21 protein-coding genes and 1 tRNA gene are annotated in these 18,181 nt (G+C 40.5%); 11 read left to right on the plus strand and 11 right to left on the minus strand.

The window, feature by feature from the left end; genetic code table 11:
- Nucleotides 1-8 precede the first annotated feature (8 nt).
- Nucleotides 9-245 (minus strand): acyl carrier protein, encoded by a 237-nt coding sequence (locus AC570H_RS18710; RefSeq protein WP_008508386.1) that lies wholly within the window; start codon nucleotides 243-245, stop codon nucleotides 9-11.
- 155 nt (nucleotides 246-400) lie between these two features.
- Between AC570H_RS18710 and AC570H_RS18715 the strand changes: the two genes are divergently transcribed.
- From AC570H_RS18715 to AC570H_RS18725, 3 genes are all read left to right on the plus strand, one after another.
- Entirely contained in the window at nucleotides 401-820 is a 420-nt protein-coding gene (locus AC570H_RS18715; protein ID WP_497357667.1) for an IPExxxVDY family protein, read from the plus strand.
- Nucleotides 821-958: 138 nt separating this feature from the next.
- Nucleotides 959-2,389: a pyruvate kinase gene (gene pyk, locus AC570H_RS18720; protein WP_497357669.1), complete on the plus strand. Its 1,431-nt coding sequence runs from the start codon at nucleotides 959-961 to the stop codon at nucleotides 2,387-2,389.
- Nucleotides 2,390-2,483: 94 nt separating this feature from the next.
- A tRNA-Ser gene (locus AC570H_RS18725) sits at nucleotides 2,484-2,574 on the plus strand.
- A gap of 102 nt (nucleotides 2,575-2,676) precedes the next feature.
- Here AC570H_RS18725 and AC570H_RS18730 read toward each other — a convergent pair.
- The gene (locus AC570H_RS18730) at nucleotides 2,677-3,675 is read right to left on the minus strand and encodes a hypothetical protein (protein ID WP_497357671.1); all 999 of its coding nucleotides are present in this window, start codon (nucleotides 3,673-3,675) and stop codon (nucleotides 2,677-2,679) included.
- 8 nt (nucleotides 3,676-3,683) lie between these two features.
- A complete protein-coding gene (locus AC570H_RS18735) occupies nucleotides 3,684-5,066 on the minus strand; it encodes an FG-GAP repeat domain-containing protein (protein ID WP_497357673.1) in 1,383 nt (460 codons plus the stop codon).
- A 203-nt stretch (nucleotides 5,067-5,269) separates the two neighbouring features.
- On the opposite strand from AC570H_RS18735, the gene AC570H_RS18740 reads away from it, so the two are divergent.
- The 5 genes from AC570H_RS18740 (at nucleotide 5,270) to AC570H_RS18760 (ending at nucleotide 9,057) form a co-directional block, all read left to right on the plus strand.
- On the plus strand, nucleotides 5,270-5,644 hold the full coding sequence (locus tag AC570H_RS18740) for a helix-turn-helix domain-containing protein (RefSeq protein WP_497357675.1): 375 nt from the start codon (nucleotides 5,270-5,272) through the stop codon (nucleotides 5,642-5,644).
- Nucleotides 5,645-5,728: 84 nt separating this feature from the next.
- The gene (locus AC570H_RS18745; protein ID WP_497357677.1) at nucleotides 5,729-6,484 is read left to right on the plus strand and encodes an SDR family oxidoreductase; all 756 of its coding nucleotides are present in this window, start codon (nucleotides 5,729-5,731) and stop codon (nucleotides 6,482-6,484) included.
- A 167-nt stretch (nucleotides 6,485-6,651) separates the two neighbouring features.
- Nucleotides 6,652-7,146 (plus strand): MarR family winged helix-turn-helix transcriptional regulator, encoded by a 495-nt coding sequence (locus AC570H_RS18750; RefSeq protein ID WP_497357679.1) that lies wholly within the window; start codon nucleotides 6,652-6,654, stop codon nucleotides 7,144-7,146.
- On the plus strand, nucleotides 7,143-7,907 hold the full coding sequence (locus AC570H_RS18755; protein WP_497357681.1) for a hypothetical protein: 765 nt from the start codon (nucleotides 7,143-7,145) through the stop codon (nucleotides 7,905-7,907). The genes AC570H_RS18750 and AC570H_RS18755 overlap by 4 nt, the downstream gene beginning before the upstream one ends.
- A complete protein-coding gene (locus AC570H_RS18760) occupies nucleotides 7,900-9,057 on the plus strand; it encodes a serine hydrolase domain-containing protein (protein ID WP_497357683.1) in 1,158 nt (385 codons plus the stop codon). Before AC570H_RS18755 ends, AC570H_RS18760 begins: the two co-directional genes overlap by 8 nt.
- 45 nt (nucleotides 9,058-9,102) lie before the next feature.
- Here the strand turns inward: AC570H_RS18760 and AC570H_RS18765 are convergent, their stop codons facing one another.
- The 3 genes from AC570H_RS18765 to AC570H_RS18775 form a co-directional block, all read right to left on the minus strand.
- On the minus strand, nucleotides 9,103-9,459 hold the full coding sequence (locus AC570H_RS18765) for a VOC family protein (protein ID WP_497357685.1): 357 nt from the start codon (nucleotides 9,457-9,459) through the stop codon (nucleotides 9,103-9,105).
- 64 nt (nucleotides 9,460-9,523) lie between these two features.
- Nucleotides 9,524-10,432: a helix-turn-helix domain-containing protein gene (locus AC570H_RS18770; RefSeq protein WP_497357687.1), complete on the minus strand. Its 909-nt coding sequence runs from the start codon at nucleotides 10,430-10,432 to the stop codon at nucleotides 9,524-9,526.
- 62 nt (nucleotides 10,433-10,494) lie between these two features.
- Nucleotides 10,495-11,298 (minus strand): SDR family oxidoreductase, encoded by an 804-nt coding sequence (locus tag AC570H_RS18775; protein WP_497357689.1) that lies wholly within the window; start codon nucleotides 11,296-11,298, stop codon nucleotides 10,495-10,497.
- A gap of 274 nt (nucleotides 11,299-11,572) precedes the next feature.
- Between AC570H_RS18775 and ppsA the strand changes: the two genes are divergently transcribed.
- The 3 genes from ppsA to AC570H_RS18790 all read left to right on the plus strand — a co-directional run bounded on the left by ppsA (nucleotide 11,573) and on the right by AC570H_RS18790 (nucleotide 15,093).
- A complete protein-coding gene (gene ppsA, locus AC570H_RS18780) occupies nucleotides 11,573-14,173 on the plus strand; it encodes a phosphoenolpyruvate synthase (RefSeq protein WP_497357691.1) in 2,601 nt (866 codons plus the stop codon).
- A 37-nt stretch (nucleotides 14,174-14,210) separates the two neighbouring features.
- Nucleotides 14,211-14,537 (plus strand): hypothetical protein, encoded by a 327-nt coding sequence (locus AC570H_RS18785; RefSeq protein ID WP_497357693.1) that lies wholly within the window; start codon nucleotides 14,211-14,213, stop codon nucleotides 14,535-14,537.
- Between the two features lie 64 nt (nucleotides 14,538-14,601).
- Nucleotides 14,602-15,093: an SRPBCC domain-containing protein gene (locus AC570H_RS18790; RefSeq protein WP_497357695.1), complete on the plus strand. Its 492-nt coding sequence runs from the start codon at nucleotides 14,602-14,604 to the stop codon at nucleotides 15,091-15,093.
- A gap of 61 nt (nucleotides 15,094-15,154) precedes the next feature.
- Here AC570H_RS18790 and AC570H_RS18795 read toward each other — a convergent pair whose 3' ends face one another.
- From AC570H_RS18795 to AC570H_RS18815, 5 genes are read right to left on the minus strand one after another with little or no spacing between them, the layout of a single operon-like run.
- On the minus strand, nucleotides 15,155-15,823 hold the full coding sequence (locus AC570H_RS18795) for a hypothetical protein (protein ID WP_497357697.1): 669 nt from the start codon (nucleotides 15,821-15,823) through the stop codon (nucleotides 15,155-15,157).
- Entirely contained in the window at nucleotides 15,804-16,781 is a 978-nt protein-coding gene (locus AC570H_RS18800) for a hypothetical protein (protein ID WP_497357699.1), read from the minus strand. The genes AC570H_RS18795 and AC570H_RS18800 overlap by 20 nt, the downstream gene beginning before the upstream one ends.
- An 11-nt stretch (nucleotides 16,782-16,792) precedes the next feature.
- Nucleotides 16,793-17,299: a hypothetical protein gene (locus tag AC570H_RS18805; protein WP_497357701.1), complete on the minus strand. Its 507-nt coding sequence runs from the start codon at nucleotides 17,297-17,299 to the stop codon at nucleotides 16,793-16,795.
- A gap of 13 nt (nucleotides 17,300-17,312) precedes the next feature.
- Nucleotides 17,313-17,777, minus strand: a complete 465-nt coding sequence (locus AC570H_RS18810; protein WP_497357703.1) for a hypothetical protein — start codon at nucleotides 17,775-17,777, stop codon at nucleotides 17,313-17,315.
- An 18-nt stretch (nucleotides 17,778-17,795) separates the two neighbouring features.
- A complete protein-coding gene (locus AC570H_RS18815) occupies nucleotides 17,796-18,119 on the minus strand; it encodes a magnetosome magnetite crystal formation protein family (RefSeq protein WP_497357705.1) in 324 nt (107 codons plus the stop codon).
- Between the last annotated feature and the right edge of the window lie 62 nt (nucleotides 18,120-18,181).

The following is an 18,181-nucleotide window of genomic DNA, read 5'->3' on the forward strand; positions in this document are numbered from 1 at the left end:
GCGTATGATTACTTAACGTTTTTTTCTAAATAAGCAATTGCTTGACCAACTGTGCCAATTGTTTCCGCCTGATCATCAGGAATAGCAACATTGAATTCTTTTTCAAATTCCATAATCAACTCTACGGTATCCAAAGAATCTGCACCTAAGTCGTTTGTAAAAGAAGCTTCTGGCGTAACTTCGCTTTCATCAACACCTAGTTTTTCTACGATAATAGCCTTAACTCTTGAAGCAATATCAGACATAATTTTATAATTTAATGGTTAAAAATTCTGTGCAAAGAAAAATAAATTCTAACACTTTTCAAATGTTTTTATTTCTCAATCAATTTTAATGTTTTTATTTCAAACTTAGAGTAAAATTAGTTTTATAATTTTGTAATTCTAAAAAAAATTCTGTTTTGAACAAAACTTATTTAAAACTCTCTCTCGACCTTGACTTCGTTTTAATAGCCATTACGGCCTCTTTAAAGGACTATATCCTTTGCCATAAAATCAATAATACCCTCGAATTCGAGTTCGAAAAAATCGAAGATCACGAGATTTATTACAATGTTGACGAGGCTCCGGTTGCATTTTCAAGGTACTATTTTTATGTAGAACAAGGCGAAAGAGAATATTATGTGGTTAACAATCGAAACAGCGAAGGGTTTTTGATTCCTGAAATGAACAAGGTAGATTTTTTCATGATCATCCACCAGTACATTGATAAAGAGGACCTTAATTTTATCTTGACCCGCCTCAACAAACTACCTGATATACAGGTGGCTGCACAGATTGATCCCTTAAAGTTAAAATCGCGGGAGAATTTAGTAATGTAAATTTTATATTGTTCGTGTATTAAATACACTATATTTGAATCTTAATAAAATTTGAAACAAACATAAATAAATAGGCAAAACATCGTTATTTTCTTACCAAATAGCGGTTTTGTACGACCTTCAATAAAAAAATAATAAATGAAACCTTTTCATTCCAGAACTAAAATCGTGGCCACTTTAGGCCCGGCCTCAGCTAAGCCAGATGTTTTGTACAGTATGTTTAACGCCGGATTAGATGTTTGCCGCCTCAATTTTTCGCACGGTTCGCAGGCTGATCATCAGGAAGTAATCGATACCATCCGCAGCATCAACAAAAAATATAAGTACAACGTTGGCATCTTGGCCGATTTACAAGGTCCAAAAATTAGGATCGGAACAGTTAAAGATGGTGGTATCCACTTGGTAAACGGCAATAAAACCGTAATCACTACGCAAGAGTGCGTGGGCAGTGAGGAACGCATCTACATCACTTACGAGAACTTTCCGAAAGATGTAAAAGCAGGCGAGATTATCCTTTTGGATGATGGCAAGCTGCAAATGCGTGTGATCGAAACCAATTACAAAGACGAAGTGGTTTGCGAGGTAGTGCATGGCGGTATTTTAACGTCTAGAAAAGGCGTAAACCTGCCAAATACAAAGGTTTCCATCCCTTCTTTAACCATCGAAGACCGTAAAAACCTGGATTTTGTATTGGAAAGCGATGTAGAATGGATCGGTTTGTCTTTTGTGCGTAATGCAGAAGATATTATCGAATTAAAAGACATCATCAAAGCAAGAGGCAAAATTGCAAGGGTAGTAGCGAAAATCGAAAAACCAGAAGCTATTGCCAATATCGATGAAATTATTGCCGTTTCTGACGCCATTATGGTAGCCCGTGGCGACCTTGGGGTAGAAATGCCAATGGAAGAAGTGCCTTTGTTGCAAAAAATGATTGTAAACAAGTGTAAAGCGGCTTCTAAGCCAGTGATTATTGCCACTCAGATGTTGGAGAGCATGATTACTACACCACGCCCTACGCGTGCAGAGGTGAACGATGTGGCCAACTCTGTATTAGATGGAGCCGATGCGGTGATGTTGAGTGGCGAGACTTCGGTTGGCGAATTTCCGTTGATCGTAATCGAAACCATGCAAAAGATCATTTGCAACATTGAAGACAACAATTATCCTTTCCACGCAGAAAAATTCTTGAAATCAAACAAAGAGAGCTTTTTGAGCGATGCAGTTTGCGATTCGGCTTGTTTCTTGTCGAAACAGACGAATGCAGTAGGTATTGTATCGATGACTTTGAGTGGCTATACAGCTTTCGAAATCTCGAGCCATCGTCCACAGGCACCGATCTTTATCTTTACGAGCAACGAAAGCTTGTTGAATACCTTGAGCCTGGTTTGGGGCGTAAGGGGCTTCTACTATGATAAATTTGAAAGCACCGATAATACCATTACCGAGGTGAACGACTTCTTGAAAAAGAAAAAACTGATCAAAAAAGGCGATGTAATTATCAACACGGCAGCCATTCCGATGGAAATCAAAGGGAAGACCAACATGTTGAAGATTACTGTAATTGACTAAGAAATTATCATCCCTAATTATAGATAATTTATGCCCGAACTTAGGTTTGGGCATTTTTTTGGCAAAAAATTATATTTTTGCAGCCCGTAATAACGGAGAGGTGTCCGAGTGGTCGAAGGAGCACGCCTGGAAAGTGTGTATACTCCAAAAGGGTATCGAGGGTTCGAATCCCTCTCTCTCCGCCAGTATTTGAAGCCCGGCTTTTAGGCGGGCTTTTTTATTGCCCAACATCGTGAAGACAATTCGTCTTTTGATATTGAACAGCCTATTTATAAGCTTGGTATGGCTTAATTAGCTTCTTTTTTTCTTAAATATTGTTGGGTAAAAACTTTGTCCTGCACCTGCGCGGTATATTTTTCTACCCATTCTTTGTAATAGTATTCAGCATACAATACATTGTTTTTGAGTGTAAATTTTGCAAAGGGCTTTCCTATTTCCGGTATTTTTTTGAGCCCAAAAGTTTCTTTTGTTCCATTGTCGAACTTGCAATCCATATCTCTTGCCCAGATCATTTCAAATTCTGTATCGCTTATTTTTTTTACAGGGTAGAAATACACACATTGTCCGTGGTACTCAAAGGCCAATGAGCTTTCTCCGATATTTAGTGCAACCATTTCGTTTTGCCATTTTCCTTTAAAATCGTTGGTACTTTGAAACGTGCTTACAAAACTATTGTAATCAAAACCTTCCATATACATCACTTTCCATTGGTTGTTTTCTTTAACGGCTTTAAGATTGTACACTATACCATCGCCCCAGGCCCAATTATAAAATATATTGTTTTTTTCGGGCGTTATGTGCATGATCCATATTTTGTTTAAAAAATCATCAGGTACATCTTGGCAGTTGCACCAAGGGTTGGTGCCGTTGCCAAAAGGAGGCAGCTCGCCAACAACCCATTGTAGCGTACCATCCTTTATTTTTGCATCAATGGCTAAAGCAATTTTGTTGTAATTGGTAATAAATGTTTCGGTAAACAAACCGCTGCCCCGTAGTTCATCAAGCTTTTGTTTGTGCCATTGCAGGTCAAGTCCGGCATAAGCGGTATCGTATTTTTCTTTTTGCAGGGGCTTGAAATAATCATCGTTGTTATCGCTTTGCGTCCATTGGTAAAGTTTTTTGGTTAGCTGCAGTAAAGCAATACTATCTTGGTCAGAATAGGTTAATGGCTTTATTGTTGCGCTTACCGTGTCCTGCTGATTTGATGCCAGACGCTTGCTTTGACTGTTCTGGTTACAACTAAAAGCTGCGATGAGCAGAACAGGAAACAACCAGCAAAATTTCATTTCCTTTCTCATTTTATGATCGCTTTTTTCTTAACCAGTTTGTTGTTTTCGTTAGGATCGGTTTCGTAATAGTAAATAGACTGTTGCTCGGTAAAAATCCTTTTTTGTAAGTCGGCATCACTTATATTTTTGCAAGCTGTTGGGATTAAAAAAGGCTTCACTACTGGCACCCAGGTTCCGTTTTTATAGGAATAGGATGTCATCGAATAGGTACAGCCATTCATCGGCGCCTGAAATATGGAGATTTCATCTGTGCCGTCATTATTCAGGTCTCCTTCGTTGATTAAGCGAATACCACAACAACCAGTTTTTATGGCTTGTAGTTTATTGCCAGAAAATTGGATTTCATATGCATCAGCAGTTCCTCCTTCAATCGGGTTGCCTTGTCCTTCCTTAATTTTGATAGCCGTAGCAACATCGCTCTTGCCATCGCCATCAAAGTCGCCTTCAATTTTTTCGCCAATTGCGGGCAAGTCCAATGATTTTGTTTCGGCTTTTTGTTGTTCAGCAGCGATCAAACTGCGGATGTTTTTGTTTTTAAAGTTTGCTAAAAAGAACTTTACCAACCTGCTTGTTGGGCTTTGTGGATGATTCTTAATAAAACTATTAAACTCTGTTATGTTTTCGGGGTTTATATATGCTTTTTCCGAATCGGGAAATTCAACGGTTGCGGTATTATCCAACCCAAATAAATAATCGGTTTGGTAAGCTTGGTGTATTTCTTTTATTTTATTGATGAGATCGGTTTTTGGATATTTTGCCATCAGTTTTTCCCATACAATTATTCTTTCGCCAATTGCTTTAAAAGGGATTGATAACGATGCGTCGGCAGAGTAGGCTACTTTGTCTTCTTCTTTTTTAATGATTAAATATGCTTTATAATCGTCGGTAACATAGTTTTTAAAAATGTTGTAGTAAAAATCGTTTTTGGTTTTTATCTCAACTATGCCTTCGCCAATTTCATCAAATGCCAAATCGTATTTTGATAACCTCTCGGCTTCTTTCTTAATCCGGTTTTGAGTTTCGTTATCCTCATCGTAGAATTTTTCCAATAACTCAGTTTCGCTTGCTATTAATTTGGCTAAAAGCGGCTGGTTTGCTTCAAAATAAGCATTGTATAAAGCATTTGCTTCACTTTTTGATGCTGTAACGAGCTTTTTCTCTACTTCTGTCCGTTGCTTTGAAAACAAGGATAGCCATTGCTGGGTATCCATTTTAGCATTTGAAACGGTGTCTTTATCAGGCTTAGTGATGGCGTTGATGCTGTCCTCTGCAAAAGTGGTTTTGGAGGTATCTTTTTCGGTTAAATTCTTATCGCCACCACTTTTTGGTTCGCGGCAAGAAACAATGATGGTAATAAAAGCTAAAAGGATACAGAATTTTGATTTCATAACAAATAGGCAAAACAGGTATAAGCCAACTAAAGGCCTCAAGCTACAATTTTTCAATTATTTTATTGTCAAGTAGCTGAATAAAGTATTTTTTTGAGCTGTTTGTTTGGTTTTGTTATTAGCAGCTATATCCGAAAAGTTCACCATATTTATGTGAAGTGGAATGCTGACATTTATTAGGTTAATATTGAAATATTAAATTGATGATAAACAAGAGCAATAACAGCAAACGGGGTGCGGAAATAACGAACAAGTACTTTGCTTTTTTAGACCAACATATTGAAGAGGTCTTAAATGGCGATGTTTTGGAGTTTATGAAGCTAAGCCAGATTGCCAGTGCGTTGTTTATTTCTCATTCACATCTTTCAGATACTGTTCAGCAGGAAACAGGCAACCATCCTTGCCATTTCTACGACGTTAAAATTGTTGAAAGAGCGAAATCGCTTTTAATTGAAACAGATTTATCAATCGCTGAGATAGCGATGAAACTAACTTATGAGCCTTCTAACTTTTCTAAATTTTTCAAAAAATTTGTAGGCCAGACACCTGGAACGTTCAGGAAAAAAAGTAAAGATTAAGCACGCTTCCAAAAAACCGAAAAGTTCACCATAATCCCCTTATTTGATTATTTACCTTCATTGTAATTAAATAAATTAAAAATTATGTCAAGAAACGATTTAAAAGGGAAAGTGGTTTTAATTGCCGGTGGCGGAAAAAACCTAGGTGGTTTATTAAGCAAAAATTTTGCTTTGAAGGGTGCAAAATTGGCGATACACTACAATAGTAACAGCTCGAAGACAGCAAGTGAAAAAACATTGGCCAATGTACAGGCCTTAGGTGCCGAAGCATTCTTGTTTCAGGGTGATTTAACACAAGTGACGAATGTTGCCAAGTTTTTTGATGAGGCCATTGCTAAGTATGGAGGGATCGATATTGCCATCAACACCGTAGGCATGGTGCTGAAAAAGCCATTTAGCGAAACAACAGAAGAAGAATACGACACCATGTTTGGGATCAACTCAAAATCAGCGTATTTTTTCTTGCAGGAAGCAGGTAAGAAATTGAATGACAATGGAAAAATATGCACGATTGTTACTTCATTACTAGCAGCATACACAGGCTTGTATTCTACTTATGCCGGTGCAAAGGCTCCGGTAGAGCACTTTACGAGAGCAGCTTCTAAAGAATTTGGCGAACGCGGTATTTCTGTTACTGCTGTTGCTCCAGGACCGATGGATACGCCTTTTTTCTACGGACAGGAAAGTGATGACGCTGTAGCTTACCATAAATCAGCCTCAGCCTTAGGTGGCTTAACTGATATTAAGGACATTGCCCCTTTGGTAGAGTTTCTGGTAACAGACGGCTGGTGGATCACAGGACAAACCATTTTTGCAAATGGAGGCTATACAACAAGGTAATCGCGCTTTTTTTGATACCTGTCCTAAACAATTTGCATCCTGAAAGTAAATTCCATTATTAGCTAATGCATCTGTAAGATAAATTAATAGTTTAAAGGAATAAAAATAAAGTCAACTATATAGTTGACTTTATTTTTTTGTATGTTTGCAACCAAATAAAAGATAAAATGAGTTTTGACCTTATTAAAGACCTTGGCTACAAAGCGCTTGATAGCAGATTTAAAAGAATTAGCGATCGGATGTCTCACGATGTGAGAAGGTTCTACAAAGAGCTGGGTATAGATATCGAGCCCAATTGGTACCTCGTATTTATGCTGTTGCAAAAAAGCGGAGAAATCCCCATTACTGCTATTGCCGAACCTTTGGGCTATGCTCATCCCTCGGTAGCGGTTATCGTAAAGAAAATGGCCGACAAGGGCTATCTAAAAGTTAAAAAAGACAGCGAAGACAAGCGAAAGCAACTGGTTTCTCTTTCAGACAAAGCATTGGAAATCTTGCCTCAGCTAGAGCAGATCTGGCATAGTTGCGAAAGAGCGATCTTAAAAGTATTAGCCAACAACTTGGCCATCCTTGGTTATTTAGACAATATCGATCAAGAACTGAAAAACAGCTCTTTCCACAATAGGTTTAAGCAAGAATACTTAAAATCAACCCACTCATGAAAGCATTAATTTTTATAGGAGCATTTCTTTTATCAAGCCTAATGGCTGTTGCGGTTGAAACCAAAATAATGGTGAGGGCGAAGGGAAGAGATGCAAAATTTATAGGAAGTTCACTCGGTGGAGCCTACGTTATCATCAGAAACAAGGTAAACCAGCAGCTCTTAGTCGAGGGCAAGACGAGCGGAAGCACCGGAAATACAGAGCTGATCATGAAAACCCCAAAAACGAGGGAAGGTTCAATTGTTGATGTCCAAACAGCAGGTTTTTTGGCCAAAATTGATATTGATGAACCCACTTTTGTAAGCATAGAGGTTGTTTCTCCTTTCAACAATAAGCAGGCCCAGGCAAAAGTAAGCACCGAGTTATGGCTAATTCCCGGAAAAGATATTTTAGGCGATGGCATTATTTTAGAAATCCCAGGATTTATCATCGATATCCTAAAGCCGCGAACCCATCAATATATCGCCCTCAATTCGATTAAAGACAAGCCATTCCAATTTCAGGCCAATGTGGTAATGATGTGTGGCTGCATAATAGAAAAAGGAGGTGTTTGGAATGCCGAAGAGTTTGAAGTGAAGGGAATCCTCAAAAAAGACGGGAAGTACCTGAGAGACGTTAAAATGTCATTCATCTCGACCAATCTTTTTGAGGGAGAGAGCGGGATCAGTGCTGGCGGAAACTACGAACTGATCTTGTATGCCTATGATAAAAAAACAGGCAATACAGGAGTCGATAAAGTAAATTATGTGATTTATGAATAGCAAAAAATCATTTGCCCTGGTTAAAAAGCCCAAAGATCTGGCTTTTTTAACTTGCCTGCTGTTCTTCGTGCTTTGTGCATTTGGAATAACGTCATGTACAATTGCCCAAGAAAGAAATTCTGCCCAAGATTCAATCGAGGGCACCATCGCCCAAGAAGTTGCAAAACTGATGAAGCTCCCCGGCTATACGGCAGTTTCTGGGGTAATCTATATCAAAGGCAAAACCTATCCGTTTCATTACGGTCAATTAAGCAATGGTAAAAAACCAGATAGCAATACTATATATGAGATAGGGTCGATTACAAAAACCTACACTGGCTTGTTGTTGTCTCAAGCGGTGCATGATCATAAAATTAACCTGGACGACGATGTGAGGAATTACCTTGATGGCAACTATCCAAACTTAGTCTTGAGCAATAACAAACCGATCACCTTTCGCCATTTGATTACCCATACCTCAGGACTTCCTTTAGTGATGAACTGTGATCAAAAGGGGCAGACAACAGCTGAACAAGCTGCCTGCTTTGAACGATTTAAAAAGGATGATTTTTTTGTCGCATTAAAAAATGTAAAACTAACCGATAGTTCGGGCGAAAACTACCACTATTCTGGCGTTGGGATCCAATTGGTTGGTTATGTTTTAGAACGCGTATATCAATCGTCTTTTCAGGAACTCTTTCAGAAATATATCTTTTCACGTTCCGGAGAGCGGCAAACCTTTTCGGAATTAAAGGCTGATAAAAATTCGAATATATCTATCGGGAAAGACAGCAAGGGAGAAGCCGTGCCCTTGATAAATGGATTTTATAAATATGCAGGTGGCCTTAAATCCTCAACAAGTTCCATGCTCGCTTATATGAAAATCTATTTGGAGGGTAATGACGAAGTTGTAAAACAAGCAATGAGCCTGCTGGCAGGCAATGAGCAGTATGGCAGGGCCTATGGCTGGAACACCTACAACTATAACAAACAGAAGAAAATGCTATACCACAATGGGAGCAGCTTTGGACACTCTTCATGGATGGCACTTTATCCCAATCAAAAAGTTGGAATATTCATTGTGACCAATGTGGTGACGGCTGATTCGCAAAGCAAGTTGAACGAGTTGTCAAATCAGATCATCGATCAAATAAAAATTGGAGGCGATTGATCCCTTTATTGCAACCCGGCCTGGTTAACATCTTTTGTAATTGAATTAAAATAGGGCTTTTCCAAATACCAGGGTATTGCCATCGGGGTCTTCAACGGCAAAATCACGTATCCCATAGGCACGATCGGCAATAGGAAAACTAATGATTGCCCCTTGCTTGGTGATCAAGTCGTAGTAGGCATCAACGTCACTGCAGTCGATGGAAAAATGAGCGCTTCCGGGTACTTTCTTGGTGCCGATATTTGACGGTCCGTTAAGGTGCAGACAAATATCATCGTAGGTTAGCCCAATATATTCGCCAAACTCGAAATCGATCTTAAAACCCAGCACATCCTTATAATAATCCAATGCCTTGTTCAGATCTGAAACGTGAACAATAGCGGCTAAACTTAATGCTTTCATAGGCGGTTGATATTTATGTGCTAAACCATAAATATAACTATTTGTGTTTCAAAAATAAACGTCATTAATTAAAAGAATGGCGAAATGCCAAGGGCGAGAATTGGGTTTTTGTTTTAAAGAATTTGCTGAACGATTGCGGATGCTCAAAACCCAATTGGTAGGCGATTTCGCTCACGGATAAATCGGTAGCAGACAGTTTTTCCTTTGCTTTTTCAACAAGTTTTTCGTGAATGAGTTGTTGGGTATTTTGTCCTGTTAAGGCCCGGAGCATATCGCTTAAGTAACGCGGCGAAAGATTGGCTTGGGCCGCCAAGTACTCTACGGTAGGCAAACCGGTTAACAGTGATTTTTCATCGGCGAAATAAGCTTCCAACAGCTGTTCTATTTTAGCCAATACATCGTTGTTAACCATTTTACGGGTAATAAACTGGCGTTTGTAAAACCTATTGCTGTAATTGAGTAGCACTTCGATATAAGAAACCAGCACATCCTGACTAATTTCATCAATAGAAGTATGAAGTTCGTCGGTGATATTGTCGAACAGCCCCAAAATTACCTTCTTCTCTTTTTCAGACAGGAATAAAGCTTCGTTAGTCTCATACGAGAAAAACCCATATTTTTTTATCGTGGTTCCCAAAGGATAGTTTCTGATCAAATCAGGATGGAACAAAAGCGTAGCGCCATAATATTTGGCCTCGTTATCTGCAGCTATCAATTGGTTGGGCGATGTAAACATCATGCCCCCTTCATTAAAATCATAATAGCCCTGCCCATAGCCCATGCGGCCAGTGGTGGAATATTTGTAGGAAACCTTATAGAAATTAAGAAAAAACGGACGGTCCAATAGCTCGGTATTGGTAGCTATCAGCGAATTGTCAACCAAACTGATTAAGGGATGCACGGGTTTGGGTACCTGCAACAAGGCATGCAGTTCAGAAATAGAGGAAATCCGTAAGGGTGTTTTCTTTTCCATATCATAAAAATACAAAATTAGGGCAACACAAATAGTTAAAATAGCCGCATTGCCCTAAGCATTTACTTGCCTAAAAATAGTTCTCCAAATGATGCCCTGAAAGCTTCGTCGCCCTGTGCCAATCTTTGCGCGTATAAGGCTTTGGCATCTTCGCCAGCTACATAACGCAATTTGTTTTTGCCGTCTGTGGCAGCTTCGTATACCACCTCGGCAATCTGCTCGGCAGAGGAGGCAGTTTCCATCATTGAGCCGAAGGCCGCCATCATCGATTGTACCATAGGATCGTAATCTTCGTTGCTTGCCAAGTCTAGCGAGCGGCTAGAGAAATCTGTGGTAATGCCACCCGGCGATACGGTTTTGATGTTTACGCCAAAAGCGTTCAGCTCAAAAGCCATGCTTTCGCTCCATCCTTCCAATGCCCATTTGGTGGCATGATAGGTTGAACCTAGAGGAAATGAAATTAAGCCACCAATCGAAGTAGTTGTAATGAACAAGCCATTTTGCTTTGCCCTAAAATAAGGAACGAAAGCCTGCGTAACGCGAATTACGCCCAAGAGGTTGGTGTTAAGCTGTTTCACGATCTGCTCGTCGCTGAGCGCTTCTAATGGGCCTATTAAGCCATAGCCCGCGTTGTTAAATACTACATCTACACCTTGTGCAATCGCCTCTTTTGCGGTCGATTGGATTTGGGCCAAATTGGTTACATCCAATGGCAATACCGTAACATTGCTCAATGCGGTTAATTCAGTTTCCTTTTCGGGATTGCGCATGGTGGCAATCACGTTCCAGCCCCTGCTTTGAAATAATTTGGCGGCAGCTTTTCCTAAACCTGTAGAAGCTCCCGTAATAAAAATTGTCTGTTGCATTTTCTATTGTTTTAAATTGATAATGCAAAGTTGCGTTAGACCGAAAAATCTGATGTAGCCAAATTGAGTTTGCTTGTAGTATAAATGACGAGGGTATAGCTTTAGCTAGGAGAAATAAAGCCTTGAATTGGCCTTAATTATTGCTTACTTGTTGTAAGGATAACGCAAGTATTTCCGGCATTATTGTGCGTAGAAAAATATAGTCAAAAAACCATATTTTGATAGTAGTTAGCTTGTATTTTTGGTTTTAAACCGCTCTGAGAAAGGAAAAAATATGAATAGCTACGTAATTGGTTTTCAGGAAATAGACAGCTCCAAACGGCTGCTTGTTGGAGGCAAGGGCGCTAATTTGGGCGAACTCTCAACCATTAAAGGCATAGGGGTGCCAGATGGCTTTTGCATTAGCACGGCAGCCTATCGGCAACTCACCGAAAACAACAAAACGCTTCAGGCTTTGCTGGATGAATTGATGTCTGTAAAAGAACTTGTACTGCCGGTAATTAGAATGCTGAGCGAGAAAATTCGCAAGGCTATCGAAGGCATAAACATTCCACAGGAAATTGTTTTGGCGGTTGAGAAAGAGCTCCTCAAGCTTGGAGAAAATACAGCTTATGCGGTACGGTCAAGCGCCACGGCAGAAGATCTTCCCAATGCCTCTTTTGCAGGGCAGCAGGATACTTACCTGAACATTATCGGCAAAGATGCGATCCTTAAACACGTTAGTAAATGCTGGGCTTCGCTATTTACCGAACGGGCCATAGTTTATCGCTTTCAAAACGGGTTCGACCATCGAAAGGTTCAGCTAGCTGTGGTGGTTCAGCAAATGGTTTTTCCACAGGTGGCAGGTATTTTATTTACTGCAGCTCCCATCTCGGGGAACCGAAAAATACTTTCTATTGATGCCGGTTTTGGGTTGGGAGAGGCGATGGTTGCAGGCTTGGTGAATGCCGATGGCTATAAAGTACTTGATGGCAAAATCATCGAGAAAAAGATTGTCACGAAGAAACTGGCGATTTATGCCTCAAAAAATGGGGGTACAGCTACACAGAAAGTCGCAAGCAAGCAACAAGGCAAGCCAGCGCTAACAGACGAACAGATTTTGCAGCTAGAAAAATTAGGCCGGAAAATCGAGAAACATTTTGGGTGTCCCCAAGACATCGAATGGTGTTTGGCCGATGGCAGCTTTTACATTGTGCAGAGCAGGCCAATTACCACTTTGTTCCCCATTCCCAAAGCGAGCGATAACGAGAATCACGTTTATGTATCTGTTGGCCATAACCAAATGATGACCGATGCGATGAAGCCATTGGGATTGTCTTTTTTCAGTAACCCACACATGCATGAGGCCGGCGGCAGGTTGTTTGTTGATATTACCCGACAGCTGTCGGCACCCGAAAGCCGTAAAAAATTGATCGAAACCTTTGGTCAATCAGATGTGCTGATTAAAGATGCCGTTGTTGCCATCGCATCGCGCAAAGGCTTTATCAAACCCTCGGCCGATGCCAAATTGCCACAGGCAGGGTATGTAGAAAAAACCTTGCCATGGAGTTATTTGGCAAGGTTTGAAAATAACCCAACAATCGTAGCCGATTTGATCAGTTATAACGAACAATCTGTAGCAACACTTAAGCAGGCTATCCAAACTAAATCGGGAATAGCTTTGTTTGATTTTATCCAAGAAGACCTCCAACTATTGAAGGAAATCCGGTCTAATCCGAAAGGCTGGGAGGTAATTAAGGTTGGGTTTTATGCTTCGGCATGGATCAACAAGAAGATGTTGAAATGGCTGGGCGAAAAAAGCGTAGCCGATGTGCTTTCTCAGTCCGTGGCCAACAACATTACTTCAGAAATGGGTTTGGCCTTATTGGATGTTGCAGATGCCATTCGCCCTTACCCCAAAATTGTGGAGTATTTAAAAAAGACCAAAAAAGCTAACTTTTTAGAGAACCTGGCAGAGTTTGATGGCGGTGTTGAAGTGAAGGCTGCAATCGATGCCTACCTCGACAAATATGGAATGCGATGCGTGGGAGAAATCGACATCACCAAAACGCGATGGAGCGAAAAACCGCTTGCACTTGTTCCGCTTCTCCTTAGCAACAGCAGAAATTTCGAGCCCAATGCCAGTCGCCAAAGATTTGAACAGGGCCAAAAAGAGGCTTTGGAAAAAGAGCAGGAGTTGCTGGAGAGATTGATGCAATTACCAAATGGCAAGCGAAAAGCCCGTGAAACCAAGCGAATGATCAGTCTTCTTCGAAACCTCATTGGCTATCGCGAATATCCAAAATATGGGATGATCTGTCGCTACTTTGTTTATAAGCAGGCCTTAATGAAAGAAGCGGAGAAATTGGTACAGGCTAAGGTTATTCAAGAAAAAGAGGACGTTTACTATCTTACTTTTGAAGAATTTCGAGAGGTGGTAAGCAGCCATCAATTAGATGAAGGGCTTATTGCAAAGCGAAAAGAGGAATACAAATTATATGAGAAACTGAGCCCGCCAAGGGTAATGACTTCTGATGGCGAAATCATCACGAGCTCGTACAAGCGCAAGAATGTTCCTGCTGGTGCTATTGTAGGTTTACCGGTTTCATCAGGAATAATAGAAGGCCATGCACGGGTAATTTTAAATATGGAAGATGCCGATCTGAAAGAAGGAGATATTTTGGTGACCGCATTTACAGACCCAAGTTGGACGCCGTTGTTTGTAGCCATAAAGGGCTTGGTTACCGAGGTTGGCGGATTGATGACGCATGGCGCAGTAATTGCGCGTGAATACGGCTTACCCGCAGTGGTAGGAATGGACCATGCCACCCGATTGATTAAAGACGGGCAACGGATAAGGGTGAATGGAACGGATGGATACGTAGAGCTATTGTGATTGGTTTTTAAGGAATATAGACCGTAATTTAGTTCTTATGTTAACATCGGAAGAAATATTAAACGTCGCTTTGGGTTTATCGATGGAGTTTGGTGCAAACTGGCTCAAACCTACACAGGAAAGGCTCAATCAGCTGTATCCGCACCTAACTGTAATGGAGCTTAACCAATACAATAGTGTTTGTAGTACGATAAATAAAACGGCTAACAAGTATGTTAGTGATCATCCGGTTCGAAACAAAGAAGAAATTGCATTTATCAGTTTTGCTGATTTCGAAAAATACATGCTGGAAAAATACGGGTGGATAACGATTGAAAACCTGCAGCGGCTATATAGCCAAAGCTGTTATTATGCGATGAAATGATAAAGGTGGAGAAAAAGTAGCGTTGCTTTTCAATAGTGACCAATAGTGTGGCTTATTGGCTCGAATGCGCCCTAATAATGTCTTGTTTACGCTTTACGTTGCCCTAAGTTGTGGTGTAATTTTGAGTATGCAAGAACCAGCAACTCCTATAACCGTAAAAGTGCTTATACAGGCACCCCTAGCAAAAGTATGGACCTGTTGGACAGCTCCTCAACACATCGCCAACTGGAACAACCCATCAGCTGATTGGGAAACCACCAACGTAGAAAACGAAGCAAAAACGGGCGGAAAATTTCTCTTTGCCATGCAGGCCAAAGATGGAAGCGAAAGCTTTGATTTTAAAGGTATTTATGATGAGGTGATCTTCCATAAAAAGATGAGCTATACCTTAGACGATGGCCGAAAAACGACTAACCTGTTTAGTGCGGTTGATGCAGGTACACAAATTGCCGAAACTTTTGAACCTGTAGCCAAGCTATCTTCAGCTATGCAGCGTGATTTTTGCCAAGGCGTTTTAAATAACTTTAAGGCTTATGTGGAAAGCTTAGAAGAGTAACAAAAAGCCCCAGGCAAGCTGGGGCTATGGCATATTTAAGGATTAATAAGCAAACGCTAAGCTATTTCATCGATATTAAATTGCCATTGGCATCAAAACGCACGTAATAATTGTGCCTGGCGCCATTGATCATGAGGTACCATTCTTTTACATGAACCTCTTTAATTTGGTTAAAATAAACGTGGGATATGGGATCTGCACCTTCGATGGTTTTTGCTTTTTCTACCCCCAAATCGTATACTTTTTTGGCTGTGCTAAATTTAACCCCGTCAAAAGGGGCGAGCAAAAGCTTGAGTGGAAAATGCCCGGTAATTTTAACAGGATTTTGGAGCTCCCATTCGCCATTGCTGTATGAATAGGTATCTACATTTTCAGGCTGGTCGGGATCTTGGAGGTCGACTGAGATGATGCCACCCTTATAATCGTAAAAAGTTACGCCCCGCAAAAAGAACAGCTTTTTCCCTTTCAGTTTGGGCAGGTTTTGAAGTGCCTGCTGGATGCTGTCTAAAGTGGAGGCACTTTCAAAAATGCTTTTGTAATTTTCGTCAGGTATTGAAGAAAGAAATTCGTTCATTACCGTGGTAGTGGTTGTAGTTGTAGAACTGCTGGAGGCAACTTTCTTTGGCTGCGCTTTGGGATGCAGTGTTTCTTCAATGCTTTTCTTCGCTTCCTTACAAGCACCAAGCAGGCATAAAGCCAACATGATCAATTTATAATTCAAGTTCTTCATAAAATACAATTTTTTGAGGTGAAGTCGGCAGGTACATTACTTCTACAGGACCAGTTCCCAGTTTATGAACATCGAGCAGAGAGACTATTTTTTTGTAGCTGCTGCTGCGTTTTGCCCCTTGGTTATCTGTATACTCCACCTCGAACCGTACCTGTGGCTGTTCGTTGATGTAGGTGCCCGTTTGCTCATAACTTACAATATTAGCCGTTGTTTTAATGCCGTACAGTACCATCCGTAACGATTGTGAGCTGCCACCACTTGCGCCTCTAATTGTGCTGATGATGAACCAAATAAAGAGCCCGACTATAAAATTGATAAAAGGCACTAAAATCCATGGATGATAGAACTTGAGAAAGCGCCAGCCCGAACCATTGCTTTCTAGCCAGTAAGAAAAAACAGGGTAAACAAATGCTCCCAATAGCAAAAGGAGAAGAATAATAGAATAAAGTAGGGTCATGCCGCTATTGCGTACCACCTGCATTGTTTTGGGTACAAAAACGGCATTGTGCTCATCTAAACTGGCCCGCATTTCAATGGTATTGCCTACTTCGAAGCGGTTCTCAAAGGTTTTGCCATCATTCAGCTGGTAGGGGATTTCGATGGGGCAACCCGAAAGATTCCTAAAAGCGAGCTTAAGCTCGAGCACGGCCATATCCTTCATTGTCCGAATTTCCTTTTTAGCTATAATCTTAGCGGTAATATTTATGCCTTCCTGAGCCGTTTTTTTAAGTTTCTTCTTGTCTAAGAATATAGCCTGAATAAAAAAACGCGAATAAGCAATGAGGGCGACCAACCAAATCACGATGCCCAAGCCCAAGTAGATAAAAGCTTCTGTAGCGCTTTCTAATGGAGCTTCGCCATAGCCGCTATTAAAATAATACAAACCCGTGGGGAGTACAACCGTAAACCCCAGGGTGTAGAGCGACCAAAAGGTAATGCCAAAAAATATTCTTCTCATAGGTTGATATTTTAGCGGTTAACGGCCATAAAATTTTCTATTGCGGCCAATATTTCTATTTCATATTGTTCTTGTTCCCTGCGCCCCTTTTTTGTGCCTGGAAAATAATCGCTGATGGGATAATTACGGCCATACCTGTTGTTTTGGTGGGCAAGTACGTAATGAAGTTCGAAATGGAGGGTTTCTAAAAGTATAAAAACGTCTTCAAAGGCCATCAGTTTTCGGGTATAGATGTTGGGTACTTTTAAATAAACCTGCCTGTTCGATTGGTCAAAAACATAAGTAAGATTTACCCTGAAAAGAAAATCGTAAACGGCATAGCCTGCAAAAATAAAACCCAAACAGGTGATCAGGGTATGGGCTTCATAGCCTAAAACCGTTAGCTGCGGCAATACAAAAGAAACCAAGGCCAACAGCGTACAGGCAATAATTTTGTTTTTATACCTGCGGTGGGGCTGCAATAGGAGCCTGTCTTCTTCAATTTTCAGGTTATAAGTTTCGCTGAGTTCTTTTTGCATAAGATACAGGTTTTTATTTTGGCAGTTCAAGGATAGTTGCCAGTTCATCGGCAAGACGTTGTAAGGGTTTGGCTACAAAGAAGCTCTGCCTGAGCAGTATTCTTTTTTCTTTGTCGTTGGGAAATAAGATCATCACGGCCGAAATGTTAAGCGGGATGAACATAGACGTGTTTTTCACCACTAAAAAATGATCAAAATCATCGAAGCTATAGATCCTTTCGCCACTAAAAAAGAAGGATTGGGTAATGATCTGTCGGGAAGAAGGATCGAAGCTTATCTTTCCGGTGGTGCGTAAAATACCGATCACAACAAACACACCTAAAAAGAAGGCCCCAACATAGGCACCCTTGGTTGTGCCATAAACCAAGGTAGCAACCAGGCCTGCCAAACACAAAATAGAGATGCCATAAAGCAGGCCTTTTTGTATTTTAAGGCGGTAGGTGCCGCCATCTTGTTCAAAATATTTAAATGTTTGCATAGCTCAGATTTGAGGTTTTTAACCGATAAAGGCAAATTGGTTTTCGAAAGCTTTTCCAATAACGGGAACAGGCTTTAAGGCGCCGTTGGCCGCGTTGATGATTCCCAATATCCAGAACACGATAATTACATAGCCAATTAAACCTAAAAAGGAAAGTGCGGGAACGATACTGGCCACTACATATAACACCACATTAAAAATGATGCTTACAATGGCTAATCCCAGCGATTGTTTCAAATGGTATTTAAGGAGGATATCGGCTTTGTCTTTTCCAGAAAAATAGGCAATTAGCCATCCGATAAGTGTAATGTAGGCCACGATTGATAAGGTTTTGCTGTTCATTGTCTCTGTTTTTAGTTTGGCTTTATTGCCATGACAAAGTTTGCGCTTCAAAAGCGGGTTGC

The sequence above is a fragment of the Pedobacter sp. B4419 genome (assembly GCF_059693725.1).

What these genes read in the sequence shown, in the direction of transcription:
- AC570H_RS18710 (WP_008508386.1), bottom strand. Translation starts at nt 245, where the DNA reads ATGTCTGATATTGCTTCAAGAGTTAAGGCTATTATCGTAGAAAAACTA.
- pyk (WP_497357669.1), top strand. Translation starts at nt 959, where the DNA reads ATGAAACCTTTTCATTCCAGAACTAAAATCGTGGCCACTTTAGGCCCG.
- AC570H_RS18730 (WP_497357671.1), bottom strand. Translation starts at nt 3,675, where the DNA reads ATGAAATTTTGCTGGTTGTTTCCTGTTCTGCTCATCGCAGCTTTTAGT.
- AC570H_RS18735 (WP_497357673.1), bottom strand. Translation starts at nt 5,066, where the DNA reads ATGAAATCAAAATTCTGTATCCTTTTAGCTTTTATTACCATCATTGTT.
- AC570H_RS18740 (WP_497357675.1), top strand. Translation starts at nt 5,270, where the DNA reads ATGATAAACAAGAGCAATAACAGCAAACGGGGTGCGGAAATAACGAAC.
- AC570H_RS18745 (WP_497357677.1), top strand. Translation starts at nt 5,729, where the DNA reads ATGTCAAGAAACGATTTAAAAGGGAAAGTGGTTTTAATTGCCGGTGGC.
- AC570H_RS18750 (WP_497357679.1), top strand. Translation starts at nt 6,652, where the DNA reads ATGAGTTTTGACCTTATTAAAGACCTTGGCTACAAAGCGCTTGATAGC.
- AC570H_RS18755 (WP_497357681.1), top strand. Translation starts at nt 7,143, where the DNA reads ATGAAAGCATTAATTTTTATAGGAGCATTTCTTTTATCAAGCCTAATG.
- AC570H_RS18760 (WP_497357683.1), top strand. Translation starts at nt 7,900, where the DNA reads ATGAATAGCAAAAAATCATTTGCCCTGGTTAAAAAGCCCAAAGATCTG.
- AC570H_RS18765 (WP_497357685.1), bottom strand. Translation starts at nt 9,459, where the DNA reads ATGAAAGCATTAAGTTTAGCCGCTATTGTTCACGTTTCAGATCTGAAC.
- AC570H_RS18770 (WP_497357687.1), bottom strand. Translation starts at nt 10,432, where the DNA reads ATGGAAAAGAAAACACCCTTACGGATTTCCTCTATTTCTGAACTGCAT.
- AC570H_RS18775 (WP_497357689.1), bottom strand. Translation starts at nt 11,298, where the DNA reads ATGCAACAGACAATTTTTATTACGGGAGCTTCTACAGGTTTAGGAAAA.
- ppsA (WP_497357691.1), top strand. Translation starts at nt 11,573, where the DNA reads ATGAATAGCTACGTAATTGGTTTTCAGGAAATAGACAGCTCCAAACGG.
- AC570H_RS18785 (WP_497357693.1), top strand. Translation starts at nt 14,211, where the DNA reads ATGTTAACATCGGAAGAAATATTAAACGTCGCTTTGGGTTTATCGATG.
- AC570H_RS18790 (WP_497357695.1), top strand. Translation starts at nt 14,602, where the DNA reads ATGCGCCCTAATAATGTCTTGTTTACGCTTTACGTTGCCCTAAGTTGT.
- AC570H_RS18795 (WP_497357697.1), bottom strand. Translation starts at nt 15,823, where the DNA reads ATGAAGAACTTGAATTATAAATTGATCATGTTGGCTTTATGCCTGCTT.
- AC570H_RS18800 (WP_497357699.1), bottom strand. Translation starts at nt 16,781, where the DNA reads ATGAGAAGAATATTTTTTGGCATTACCTTTTGGTCGCTCTACACCCTG.
- AC570H_RS18805 (WP_497357701.1), bottom strand. Translation starts at nt 17,299, where the DNA reads ATGCAAAAAGAACTCAGCGAAACTTATAACCTGAAAATTGAAGAAGAC.
- AC570H_RS18810 (WP_497357703.1), bottom strand. Translation starts at nt 17,777, where the DNA reads ATGCAAACATTTAAATATTTTGAACAAGATGGCGGCACCTACCGCCTT.
- AC570H_RS18815 (WP_497357705.1), bottom strand. Translation starts at nt 18,119, where the DNA reads ATGAACAGCAAAACCTTATCAATCGTGGCCTACATTACACTTATCGGA.